11 protein-coding genes are annotated in these 12,066 nt (G+C 64.3%); 3 read left to right on the top strand and 8 right to left on the bottom strand.

The window, feature by feature from the left end:
• Positions 1-110 precede the first annotated feature (110 nt).
• The 4 genes from J7U39_RS18355 to J7U39_RS18340 form a co-directional block, all read right to left on the bottom strand.
• A complete protein-coding gene (locus J7U39_RS18355) occupies positions 111-506 on the bottom strand; it encodes a GFA family protein (protein ID WP_210629480.1) in 396 nt (131 codons plus the stop codon).
• A 10-nt stretch (positions 507-516) separates the two neighbouring features.
• Positions 517-2,043, bottom strand: a complete 1,527-nt coding sequence (locus J7U39_RS18350) for a carboxypeptidase (RefSeq protein WP_210629479.1) — start codon at positions 2,041-2,043, stop codon at positions 517-519.
• 88 nt (positions 2,044-2,131) lie between these two features.
• Positions 2,132-3,421: an MFS transporter gene (locus J7U39_RS18345; RefSeq protein ID WP_210629478.1), complete on the bottom strand. Its 1,290-nt coding sequence runs from the start codon at positions 3,419-3,421 to the stop codon at positions 2,132-2,134.
• The gene (locus J7U39_RS18340) at positions 3,418-4,095 is read right to left on the bottom strand and encodes a FadR/GntR family transcriptional regulator (RefSeq protein WP_210629477.1); all 678 of its coding nucleotides are present in this window, start codon (positions 4,093-4,095) and stop codon (positions 3,418-3,420) included. Before J7U39_RS18340 ends, J7U39_RS18345 begins: the two co-directional genes overlap by 4 nt.
• 506 nt (positions 4,096-4,601) lie before the next feature.
• Here J7U39_RS18340 and J7U39_RS18335 point away from each other — a divergent pair.
• A complete protein-coding gene (locus J7U39_RS18335; RefSeq protein WP_210629476.1) occupies positions 4,602-5,414 on the top strand; it encodes a class II glutamine amidotransferase in 813 nt (270 codons plus the stop codon).
• A gap of 37 nt (positions 5,415-5,451) precedes the next feature.
• On the opposite strand, the gene coaBC is transcribed toward J7U39_RS18335, so the two are convergent.
• Both coaBC and J7U39_RS18325 read right to left on the bottom strand, forming a co-directional pair.
• The gene (gene coaBC, locus J7U39_RS18330) at positions 5,452-6,660 is read right to left on the bottom strand and encodes a bifunctional phosphopantothenoylcysteine decarboxylase/phosphopantothenate--cysteine ligase CoaBC (RefSeq protein ID WP_210629475.1); all 1,209 of its coding nucleotides are present in this window, start codon (positions 6,658-6,660) and stop codon (positions 5,452-5,454) included.
• Positions 6,661-6,858: 198 nt separating this feature from the next.
• Positions 6,859-7,623 carry an SDR family oxidoreductase gene (locus J7U39_RS18325; RefSeq protein WP_210629474.1) on the bottom strand — a complete coding sequence of 255 codons (765 nt, stop codon included), beginning with the start codon at positions 7,621-7,623 and terminating at the stop codon, positions 6,859-6,861.
• 126 nt (positions 7,624-7,749) lie between these two features.
• On the opposite strand from J7U39_RS18325, the gene J7U39_RS18320 reads away from it, so the two are divergent.
• Both J7U39_RS18320 and J7U39_RS18315 read left to right on the top strand, forming a co-directional pair.
• Entirely contained in the window at positions 7,750-8,655 is a 906-nt protein-coding gene (locus J7U39_RS18320; protein WP_210629473.1) for a LysR family transcriptional regulator, read from the top strand.
• Positions 8,656-8,688: 33 nt separating this feature from the next.
• Positions 8,689-9,927: an MFS transporter gene (locus J7U39_RS18315; RefSeq protein ID WP_210631705.1), complete on the top strand. Its 1,239-nt coding sequence runs from the start codon at positions 8,689-8,691 to the stop codon at positions 9,925-9,927.
• 80 nt (positions 9,928-10,007) lie between these two features.
• Here the strand turns inward: J7U39_RS18315 and J7U39_RS18310 are convergent, their stop codons facing one another.
• The gene (locus J7U39_RS18310; protein WP_210629472.1) at positions 10,008-11,669 is read right to left on the bottom strand and encodes a urocanate hydratase; all 1,662 of its coding nucleotides are present in this window, start codon (positions 11,667-11,669) and stop codon (positions 10,008-10,010) included.
• 67 nt (positions 11,670-11,736) lie between these two features.
• Positions 11,737-12,066 (bottom strand): TfoX/Sxy family protein, encoded by a 330-nt coding sequence (locus J7U39_RS18305; protein WP_064800414.1) that lies wholly within the window; start codon positions 12,064-12,066, stop codon positions 11,737-11,739.

The following is a 12,066-nucleotide window of genomic DNA, read 5'->3' as shown; positions in this document are numbered from 1 at the left end:
CACAGGCGGCTCATCACCGTGGTGGGCTCGCAACTCGACATGCGGACCAAGCGGGTGTAACCGAATCCGGTCTACCGTCTCGTTCGACAGTCCTGGTCGTCCTGCTTCCGCTAGTCCTCGCCATCAATTCGCGCCAGCGGCTGAAGATTTTCCACCCACGGCAGGGCCGACCGGCACCATATCTGCTTCCTTGGCGTCAGGTCCCGCCGCTGGTCGATGCTGCCGACACGGATGCCGATCGAGCCGCCTTCGCCATCCGTGCGGTAGAGCGGTGATCCGCAATTCGCACAGAAGAATTGCCGGCTGAGGGCGCCGCTGTCGCCATGTTTCGCATAGCTGCGCGGTTCACCCGAAACAAGCGTGAAGCTTTGCGCCGGGGCGGTGACGCGGTAGGCCGAGCCCGTCAGTCGCTGGCAATCGGTGCAGTGGCAGATCGACACCCGCTCGGGATCGATCTCCGCCTGATAGCGGATCGCGCCGCAATGACATCCTCCCGTTATATGCATCGGCAACTCCTCAATCCGCCGGCTGTGCGGCCGGGCGGGCGGCATAGAAGGTCTTGGCATCCGCCGTAAAGGCGGCCCGTTCATCGGCACTTGTGTAGAACATATGGCCGCCATGGTAGAGTTTCAGCCCGACACGGACACTGGCGAGCGATGGCGGCAGGTGGTCGACCACATAGCGGCTGACGCTGTACGGCGTCACCAGATCGCTGTAGCCATGTGCGATCAGCAGATGGAAGGCCGCGTTCGAAGCGAGCAGCTGCCGGATGTCGTCGGTGGCGCTCGCCTGGAGGCGTGACCCGCCGCGGCCGCCGCCCCAGTCCCAGCGCCGGCTGATGTCGCTGTCGAGCAGCGAATAGGTCATTTCGGTTTTGAAGCCGAGCTCGTTACGGGCATAATCGGCGAAGGCGCCGCCATAGGCGCGCGTGAAGCCATCGAGGATGGCGTCATCGCCGCGGTCGTAATCGGATTCCGGATAGGGATCGGGCGCCGCGAAGGAAGCATCGTAGGGGCTTGCCACCTGGCCGCCGCCGTCCGAGTGCTTGACGAAGGAATTGCCGAGGAAACCGCGATTGCGGGCGACGATATCCTGCGGAATGCCGGTTAGCCCGGCGATTCTGCCATAGAAGGCTGCGGCATCGGCGCCCGTCGGCGGCGGGCCGGCGAGCGTCGTCAAATAGTCGCCGAGCGCGAAACGCTCCGCTTGCCTCTGCTTCTCCTCGGTAAAGCCATTTTGCCGGTCGAGTTCGGCCGCAGCCAGCGATGGTAGCTCGAGCGCCGCGCCGAGCGCGAACTGGTCGGCATTGAACATCAGCTGCCCTTCGAGCAGCGGCGAGAGCATCACGGCGCCGGCGACGACGATGCCCTGGCTTTCCTGCAGGGCGGAGGCGACCTTGGCGGCGCGGAAACCGCCATAGCTTTCGCCGAGCAGATATTTCGGCGAGTTGGAACGATTATTATGCGCGACATAGAGCGCGATCGCCTTGGCGATGCTCTGGGCATCCGAGTTGACGTTGTAATAGTTGGAGGCGTCGTCCGCCTTCGCCGTCCGGCTCCAGCCGGTCCCGATCGGATCGATCAGCACGAGATCGGTAAAATCGAGCCAGCTTTGCTCGTTATCGACGAGTTTCGCATGGGCGCCGTCACGTGCCTGCGGCCCGAAATCGAGCACTTTGGGCCCGACCAGCCCGAGATGCAGAAAGGCGGAGGCCGCGCCCGGCCCGCCGTTGAAGGCAAAGGTCAGCGGCCGATCCGACCCGCCACCGCTGGCGACATAGGCGGTGTAGAAGATCGCGCCGGTTTGCGCTCCGTCCTGACCGAAGAGATCGAGAGTGCCGGCGGTCGCGGTGTAGGCGATCTTCCGGCCGTCGACCGTCAACTCGTGCTCCGTGACGGAGTCGGCCGGCAGCAGCTTCAGCACGCCGTCGCGCGCACTGCGCTCGACATTTGCCTGGCGCCCGCCGCTTTCCTGCGCTGGGGAAAGGGCAGGCCCCAGCGACGCCATCAACGCGGTGAGCAGAAACAGGGTTCGTATGCGCACGATTTGTCCTCCGGGCGGATGCAGGCTGAGATAGCGTAGCATCCGCGGCTGGCGACCGGCATCAAGAGATGGTGATGGACCGGTGGGGCTAGACTTTCTCGACCGCGTGCACATTCACCTCCAGCGCTCGGCCGGCCCTCCAGCCGTTGATCGCGGCCCCCAGCCCGAGCGCGATGAACAGAACCGCGCACCAGGAAAAGCTTCCGGTCCAGCCACGGATGAGGCCGACGATCAGCGGGCCGATTGCGGCGAGCAGATAGCCGACGCATTGCGCCATGCCGGAGAGATGGGCGGCCACATCGGGATCGCGCGAGCGCAGCACGATCGTCGTCATGGCGGCCGCGATCAGTCCGCCCTGGCCGATGCCCTGCAGCACCGCCCACAGCCAGACGCTCGAAAGCGGCGCAAAGAGCAGCCCGAGCAGAGCGGTGACGGCGACGCCGCAGAGGCCGGCATTGATCAATCGCTGATCGCGGCCGCGCACGGCGATATGCGGCACAACGAGGCAGGAGGCCGCCTGCACCATCACCGAGAGCGAAACGATCGCCCCGGCCGTGACGCCGTCGAGCCCGCGTTCGCGCAGGATGGGAACCAGCCAGCCGAAGACGCAGTAGGCAAGCGCCGATTGCAGCCCCATGAACAGCGTCACCTGCCAGGCCAGCCGGTCCCGCCAGAGTCCGTCGACGCGAAAGCCGTTTCGCCTTGCTTCGGCACCGCCGCGAAGGACCTGCGGCAACCAGATGAGGCCGACGGCGAGCGCCGGCAGCGCCCAGGCGGCGAGCGCGCCTTGGAGAGAGCCGCCGAGCGCATGTTCGATCGGCAGCGTCAGCCCGGCCGCACTGGCAGCACCTGCGCAGAGCGCCATCGTATAAAAGCCGGTCATCAGCGCGGCGCGCGTGGGGAAGTCCCGCTTCACCAGTCCCGGCAGCAACACGTTGCCGACGGCGATGCAGGCACCGGCAAGGGCCGTGCCGATAAAGAGCAGCGGCACGGAGGAAAGCCCGCGCATGGCTGTGCCGAGCGCAAGCAGCAGGACAACGCCGAGCAGTGTGCGTTCGGTTCCGATGCGCTGGGCAAGACGAGGCGCAAGCGGCGAGAAGACGCCGAGGCAGACGACCGGAAGCGTCGTCAGCAGACTGGCGCCAAGCGCGCTCAGCCCGAGTTCGGAGCGGATCTCCGGCAGCAGCGCCGAGGCGCTCGAAAAGACCGGGCGCAGGTTGAAAGCGATCAGCACGAGGCTGGCGCCGAGCAGCAAACTGTCTGCTCCATCCCGTACCGGCACTGCCTGCGGGGCGGGAAAGCTGCCTGCCTCGGCATCGATCAGCAATTCGTCGGCCACGTCAAGCGTGATGGCGGCATTGTTGGAAGGCGTGTTCATGACAGGATCATCCGATCGAGTGCAGCAAGAACGGGCGCCATGAATCGGCGCACCGCCGCATCCGCCTGGCCGGGATCGCCGGTGTCGATCGCATCGACGATATCGACATGCGCCTGCATGTCGGGTTCGGGAATATCCTTGCCGAGCGTCGCCGCAATCGTGTCGGCGATCGAAGCCGAGAAGAAATCGTAGATCTCGATCATCGCCCGATTGCCGGAAGCAGCGATGACCGCCTTGTGGAAGGCGAGGTCCCGTTCGATGAAGGCGGCTTCATCGCCGCCGGCGTAACTGCCGCGTTCGTTCAGCAGCCGGCGCAGCTCGGCAATCGTCTCCGGCGTCTTGCGCATTGCTGTCAGTCGTGCCGCCTCGACATCGAGTGCTAAGCGCGCTTCGAATTGATCGCGCAGGCTGGCGCGCCGCGCCATGGTCAGCGGCCGGCCGGCGTCGCTGGTCGAACGCACATAGGTGCCCGACCCCTGCCGGGTTTCGAGATAACCCTGGGAGACAAGAACCCGCACTGCCTCGCGCACCGTGCCGCGGCTGACGGAGAGCATGGCCGACAACGAGGCCTCGTTCGGCAGCTTGTCGCCGACTGCCCAGCGCTTGCCGACAATGTCGCTGCGGATTGCCTCGATCGCCTCATCGGCGAGATTGGTCTTGCTGAGCGCCTGCATCTTCTACTCATAAAGTCATCAGATGACTTTATGAGTAGAAGAATTCCGATCATGCGTCAATGTCGGAAACTCAGGCAACAAAAAAGGGCCGCCTCGGCGACCCTTTCCATGAGTTTGGCCTCGAACTGGCCTGGACTGTCAAAGCAGCCCCAGGAAGGCGGGTCTTAGAGCGAGGGCTGCCTCGCTTTCATCACCACTTCCATGCCCGATACGAGGTCCGAAATCTCATTAGACATTGGATCACCTTCCTTTCGTTCTGTTGCTGATAGGGAAAAGGTAGGACGATTCGCGCCAGATGCAAGAAGAAATTGCACTCGAGACATCCACCTGGGTCGGACCCGCGTTCACAAAAGAACACAGGCTTTTGCCGAATTTGAAGTTCCACTCGGTCACCAAACCGTCATGATCGGCCTGCAAATCAGTCGCGCGTTAAGCTGTTATTAGCCGTGGCGTTCGACAATTTAGAGCATGCCCGCCGATGCCGCGGGTTCCGGAGCAAAAGAGCCATGTGTCGCTGGGCAGCCTATCGCGGAGACCCTCTCTACCTTGAGGAGCTGGTATCCTCGCCCGCCCATTCGCTGATCGAGCAGTCCCATTGCGCCACCCGCGCCAAGACGGCGACCAATGGCGACGGCTTCGGCATCGCCTGGTATGGCGACAGGCCCGAGCCCGGCCGCTACCGCGATATCCTGCCGGCCTGGTCGGATTGCAATCTCAAGAGCCTGGCGCGGCAGATCCGCTCGCCGCTCTTCCTCGCCCATGTCCGCGCCGCCACCGGCGGCGGCACGCGCCGGGACAATTGCCATCCCTTTACCCACGATACTTGGTCATTCATGCACAACGGCCAGATATCGGGCTTCGAGCGCTTGCGCCGGCCGATGGAGGCGACGCTTGACGACGAGCTGTTCAATGCCCGCAGCGGCACGACCGATTCCGAGCTGATGTTCTTGCTGGCGCTGCAATTCGGCCTGCGCGAGGCGCCGATCGCCGCTATGGCTGAAATGATTGGTTTCGTCGAGGATCTGGCCGAAAACACCATCGGCTCGATCCTGCTGCGCTTTACCGCCGCCTTCTCCGACGGCAAGTCGCTCTATGCGATCCGCTATGCCACGGATCGCAAGGCGCCGACGCTCTATGCCTCGCCCGTCGGTGCCGGCTACTGCCTGGTCTCCGAACCGTTGAACGACGATGTCGACGCCTGGGCGGAGATTCCTGATGGCAGCGCCGTCATCGTCGGCAAAAACAGTATCGATGTCGCGGAATTCCGGCCGGAAAAGCCGAGCAAAGCCAAATCGCAACGCATGGCTGTCTCGGCATAATCCTTTCCGAAAAACGGGATCGATTTTCGATGAGGGATTATGCGCGGAAGCGTTCGGCGATCAGCGCCGCCAGCCTTTCGGCGACCTCTTCCTTCGTCAGGTCTGGCCATTGCTCGACGCCGTCGTGGCGAATGAGTTTGACGCTGTTGCGGCTGCCGCCCATGATGCCGGTCGCAGGAGAAACGTCATTGGCGACGATCAGGTCGGCGCCCTTTCGCTCGAGCTTCGCCTTGGCATTGCTTTCCACGTCCTGCGTCTCGGCGGCAAAGCCGATCACCAGCCTCGGTCGCATCGTGTGATGTCCGAGGGTCTTCAAGATGTCTGGGTTCTCGGTCAGCGCCAGCGTCGGAATGGATTCACCCGGATGTTTCTTCAGTTTCTGGTCGGCGGCCGAGGCCACCCGCCAGTCTGCCACCGCCGCCACCATCACGGCGATATCGGCCGGCAGCGCCGCCAGCACGGCATCGCGCATCTCCTCGGCCCGCTCGACATGGACAACATTGGTGCCGATCGGGTCGGCGATCGACACCGGCCCGGAGACCAGCGTCACGTCGGCTCCGAGCTTCGCCAGGGCTGCGGCGATCGCGTGCCCCTGCCGGCCGGAGGAGCGGTTGGCGATATAGCGCACCGGATCGATCGGCTCATGGGTCGGTCCCGAGGTGACGATCGCCTTGCGTCCTTTCAGCGGCTTTTCCCCCTCCTCGAGCATGGTGTCGGCCGCCGCGACGATCGCCGGCGGCTCCGCCATCCGGCCGAGCCCCGCCTCCCGGCTCTCAGCCATCTCGCCGGCCATCGGCCCGACGAAGCGCACGCCGTCGTCCCTGAGTCTCGCCGCATTGCGCCGTGTCGCCGGATGCGCCCACATTCTGGGGTTCATCGCTGGTGCGGCCAGCACCGGCCTGTCGGTCGCGAGAAGCACGGTCGAGGCGAGATCGTCGGCTAGGCCGTTCGCCATCTTCGCCATCAGGTCGGCGCTGGCGGGGGCAATCAGCACGAGGTCGCAGTCGCGCGCCAGCCTGATATGGCCGACATCCTGTTCGTCCTGCCGCGAAAACAGATCGACAAAGACGTGGTCGGCAGCCAGAGCGCCGACGGCAAGCGGCGTGACGAATTCCTGCGCCCCCTTGGTCATGACCGGACGCACGCTCGCGCCGCGCTCCCGCAGCCGGCGGATCAGATCCAGGCTCTTATAGGCGGCGATGCCGCCCGAGATGATGAGGAGGATGCGTTTGCCGCTGAGAGCCATGGTCTTGTACCCGTCGCTTTTCTGACCGGCCTCGACCCTAAGCCTTTGGCGGAGAACATGCAATCGCGCGGACGACAGGTATCGGATCTGCTCGAGACGGGCGACTGGTTGCGTCGGCGAGGACCCCTCCCCAACCCCTCCCCACAAGGGGGAGGGGTCTTTCCGCGCCCGACCCTGGTCGATGGCGGCAGCCCGGTCTCAACTGCGGGTGATCGAGATGCCGCCGTCGACCAGCGAGGCCGTACCGGTGACGAAGCTCGCATCGTCGGAGGCGAGGTAGAGTACCGAGCGGGCGACTTCATCCGGTGTCGCGACGCGTTTCAGCGCGTGCATATTGGTGATGGCGGCCTGCTTGTCGGGCGTATTGTTCACGTCGCGGTACATGTCGGTATCGACGGCGCCCGGCAGGATGGCGTTGACGCGCACGCCCTGCGGTCCGAACTCGGCGGCCAGCGCCTGCGTCAGGCCGATCAGGCCGGATTTGCTGGCGGCATAGGCGGCAATGCCGGGAAAGGCGAAGCTGTAGCCGACGAAGGTCGAGGTGAAGATCACGGAGCCGCCGCCATTGTTCGTCATCGCGACGATCTGATGCTTGGCAGCGAGAAAGGAGGCGGTCAGATTGACGGCCAGTGCCTCGCTGAAGCCTGCTTCCGAGATACCGGTGCTCGGCCCAGCTTCGCCGATGATGCCGGCATTGTTGAAGGCAATATCGAGCTTGCCGTAGTTGGTGACGGCAGCCGCGACCAGCGCCTTATGATAATCTTCCGAGCGGACGTCGCCTGCAACGGCAATGGCTTTGCCGCCTTCTGCCTCGATCTCCGCGACCAGGCTGTCGAGTTCACGCTCGCGACGGGCGCCGACGACGACCTTCGCACCTTCGGCCGCAAAGAGCTTTGCCGTGACGCGGCCGATGCCGGAGCTTGCGCCGGTAACGATCGCGACCTTGTTGTTTAAGCGGTTCATGGTTCCATCTCCTGTTGTTGATCCGAGGCGGCCCCTGCCGTCCCTTTCGTTGACCAGAAGATGGCATGTTCATTTCGTTCGGGTTAGTCTCCAGATTAAGGAACTCGAATTCGGAAATACCGAACGATGATCAGGATAGAAGGCATTGCGGCTTTCGTCGCCGTGGCGGAGGCAGGCTCGGTCAGCGAGGCGGCCAGGAGGCTGCGGCTCTCCAAGTCCGTCGTCAGCGAAAGGCTGGCGGAATTGGAGAAGTCGTTGGGCGGCGTCCTGCTGCACCGAACGACCCGCAAGCTCACCTTGACGGAGGACGGATCTGCATTTCTCGAGCGCGCCGCGCGCATCGTGCGTGAGATTGACGAGGCCGCCGCCGACATGGCCGAGCGGCGCGGCACGCTGTCCGGCCCGATCCGCATCGCCGCCCCGGTCACGTTCGGCCGCATGCATCTCGGCCCGGCGCTCTACCCCTTTCTTGCCGACCATCCCGACATCGAGTTGACGCTCGACATCGATGACCGCCGCGTCGATGCGGCCTCGGACGGCTACGACGCCATCATCCGCAACGGCCCGATCGCCGACAGCCGACTGGTCGCCTGGAAGCTCACCCGCAGCCGCCGACTTCTCTGCGCTTCGCCGGATTATCTCGCCCGCGAGGGAACGCCATCGTCGCTCGCCGATCTGAACCGCCATCGCGGCGTCTTCTATACCAATCGCGGCGTTGCCGACTGGCGCTTCGAGACCCCGGAGGGGGCGGTCGTCGTCCGCGCCAAACTGGCGCTCGGCATCAACAATGGCGACATGCTGCGCGATGCCGCGATTGCCGGCCTCGGCATCGCCCTGCTGCCGGCCTTCATCGCCGGCCCGGCCATTCGCGAGGGCCGGCTTGCCGAAATCGATGTCGGTCACAGGCCGGAGGCCGAATTCATCTATTTGGCCCATCCCGAGGGCCGAAATCCCTCGGCCAAGCTCCGCGCTATCGCCGATCACTTGAGGAAGAGCTTCGGGGATCCGCCCTATTGGGATCCAGCGGGTTAACACATGAATTCGAACGCCCACCAGAATGAAGATATGCCGCCGCCAGCGCGAACCGTGAAAACCGTGATCGCAGGAGAAAAGCATTACCTGACGCGCGGCACAGGTGCCTATCGCCGCGCCAGCCTGGCGCTCTTTCTCTCCGGTTTTTCCACCTTCTCGCTGCTCTATTGCGTGCAGCCGCTGCTGCCGGTCTTATCGCAGGAGTTTTCCGTCAGCCCGGCCGGAAGCTCGCTGTCGCTGTCGCTCTCCACCGGTTTCCTGGCGGTTGCCATCGTCTGCGCCGCCGCCGTCTCGGAAGGCCTTGGCCGCCGCAGCCTGATGTCGATATCGCTGGTCGGTGCGGCGTTGCTGACGATTGCTACGGCTTTCGCCCCGAATTGGCATCTGCTGCTCGTCATCCGCGCCCTCCAGGGTCTCGTTCTCGGCGGCGTGCCCGCCGTCGCCATGGCCTATCTTGCCGAGGAGATCGATCCCCGCGGCCTCGGCGCCACCATGGGCCTTTATGTCGGCGGCACGGCCTTCGGCGGCATGTCCGGCCGCGTGCTGACAGGCATCTTCGCCGAATATCTTGGCTGGCGCCCGGCGCTCTTCTTGATCGGCGCCATCGGACTTGCCGCGGCGATCGGCTTTATCGCCCTCCTGCCGCCGTCAAAGAATTTCGTCCGTCGGCCGGGTTTCGATCCGCGTTTTCACGCCAGAGCCTGGCTTGGCCATCTCAGAAATCCGGCGCTGCCCTTCCTCTTCGCCATCGCCTTCCTGGCGATGGGCTCCTTCGTGACGATCTACAATTACGCTGGTTTCCGCCTCATGGCGCCGCCTTACGGCCTCAATCAGACCGAACTCGGATTGATCTTCACCGTCTATCTCTTCGGCATCGGCGCCACCTCGATCGGCGGCCTGCTGGGAGACCGGATCGGCCACTTTCCGGTGCTTCTCTTCGGCCTCGCGCTGACGGCCGCCGGCAGCGCATTGACGCTCTTCGCGTCGCTGCCGTCGATCATCCTCGGTATCATCGTGCTGACGACCGGCTTCTTCATGAGCCATTCCATCGCCAGCGGCCTTGTCGGCAAGCTTGCCCTCGGCAACAAGGGGCACGCTTCATCGATCTACATGCTGGCCTATTATGTCGGCTCCAGCCTCATCGGCTCGGCCGGCGGCTGGTTCTTCGCGGTCGAAGGCTGGGCAGCCGTCGTCATCTTCACCCTTGCCATGCTGGCGCTCGCCTTTATGTCGGCCTGTGTCGCGCACCACTTCGCAAGGAGAAAGGCATGATCAGCATCGACCGTCTCGGCCATCTCGTGCTGACCGTCGCCGATATCGCCGTCATGCTTCAGGTAAGGCCCGCCCTTGAATCAATCTAGTCTGAGATAGGGCACGTCCTTCCTCGCCACCTCATCAAGCGCCTCGTCATATCCGGCATCGGCATAGCGCATCACGCCGAGCGCCGTGTCGTTGGTGAGCGCGTGGTCGAGCCGTTCTTCGGCGGCATCGGTGCCATCGGCGATCACGGTGACGCCGCAGCTCGTCATGTAGCCGGCATAGCCGCCGCCGCCGGAATGGACGACGACGAGATCGGCCATCGAGGAGCAGAGCATCATCGCATCGATCAGCGGCCAGTCGGCGATCGCGTCGGACCCGTCCTTCATCCGCTCGGTCATGATATTCGGATGCGCCATGGCGCCGGCATCGAGATGGTCGCGGGAGAAGGCGACGGGACCTTTCAGCACACCGCTCGCCACCAGCGCATTGACGCGAAGAGCAAGCGCCGTACGTTCGCCATGTCCGAGCCAGGCGATGCGTGCCGGCAGCCCCTCGAAGGGCACGTGCTCGCGCGCCAGCCGGATCCAATTGGTGATGATCTTGTTGTCGGGAAACATCTCGATGAGCAGGTCGTCAATCCGGGCGATATCGCTCTCCTCGCCCGACAGCGCCATCCAGCGGAACGGCCCGATCGCCCGGGCAAAGAGCGGCCTGAGATAGGCCTCGGTGAAGATCGGAATATCGAAGGCGTTGGCGACACCGCCCTCTTTCGCCTGCGTGCGGATGAGGTTGCCATTGTCGAAGACTTCGGAGCCCTTCTTCTGGAACTCCAGCATCGCGGTGACATGATCAACGATCGAGGCGCGGCTTGCCGCCATCAATTGCCCCTGGCCGTCGTCGCGCAGGCCTCTGACCTGATCAAGGCTCATGCCCTTCGGTACGTAGCCATAGACGAGGTCATGCGCCGAGGTCTGATCGGTGACGATATCGGGCACGATGCCGCGCCGAGCGATCTCGGGATAAACCTCCGCCGCATTGCCGACGAGGCCGACGGACAGCGCCCGCTTCTCCTTCGCCGCCGCATCGATCATTTCAAGCGCGGTATCGAGATCGGGAGCGATTTTCTGGAGATAGCCGATCTGCTGGCGTTTTCGCGCCCGCTCCGGATCGATGTCGACGCAGAGGATCGCCGCGCCTGCCATGCGGCCGGCGAGCGGCTGCGCCCCGCCCATGCCGCCGAGGCCGGCCGTCAGCACGAATCGGCCATGGAGATCACCGCCGAAGCGGCGTTCGGCGATGCGCATGAAAATCTCGTAAGTACCCTGGATGACGCCCTGACTGCCGATATATTGCCAGGCGCCGGCCGTCAGCCCGCCCCAGCAGATCAGCCCTTTGCGCTGCAGCTCGTAGAACACTTCGGCCTTTGCCCATTGCCCGACGATGTTGCAGTTCGCCATGATGACGAGCGGCGCCTTTGCATGGGTCTTTACGACCCCGATCGGCTTGCCTGACTGGATGAGCAGCGTCTGGTCCTCATCCATCTCCGTCAGCGCCTTGACGATGCCCTTGTGCGCCGGCCAGTTGCGCGCTGCCTTGCCGAGCGCGGCATAGACGATCAGATTGTCGGGATCCTCGCCGACGGCGAGCACGTTTTCGAGGAGCCGCAGCAGCGCCTCCTGTCGCCAGCCCTTGGCACGCAACTCCGGTCCGCCGGGAATTGGAAATTTCGGATGGCGTGGATTGGCCTTCGGCATCACGGGTTCCTCGCTTGGTTCTCTGCTTTTTCCTTCTCCCCGCTGGGGAGAAGGGGAAGCTAATTGGTCACTTGCCCGGCAGCGATTCCACATAGGCAAGCGCCGCATCGAGCAGACGCCGTCTCAGGGCATCGTCGCCGTAAGCCTCGGCGGAGGCGCGCAGCCAGCCGTGCATGACCCGCTCGCCCATCAGCATCCGGATTACGCCGGGCAGCGCCAGCGCCCAATCATCATTGCCCTTGCCGAGACGGATCAACATGCCGTCACTGCGCGCGCCGCAGAGAAGATTGCCGTTCAGCAGGAAGGCGCGGCCGCCGAACATGGATTTTTCGCTGAGGCCAGGACGATCGCCGAGTTCCTCACGCAGCAGTTCTTCAAGGCCGGGATCGCGTGCCAT

Source organism: Rhizobium sp. NLR16a (assembly GCF_017948245.1).
In the GTDB taxonomy this organism is placed as follows: Bacteria; Pseudomonadota; Alphaproteobacteria; order Rhizobiales; family Rhizobiaceae; genus Rhizobium.
Note: the sequence above shows the minus strand (reverse complement) of the source record. Positions and strands in the feature narration are given on the sequence as shown.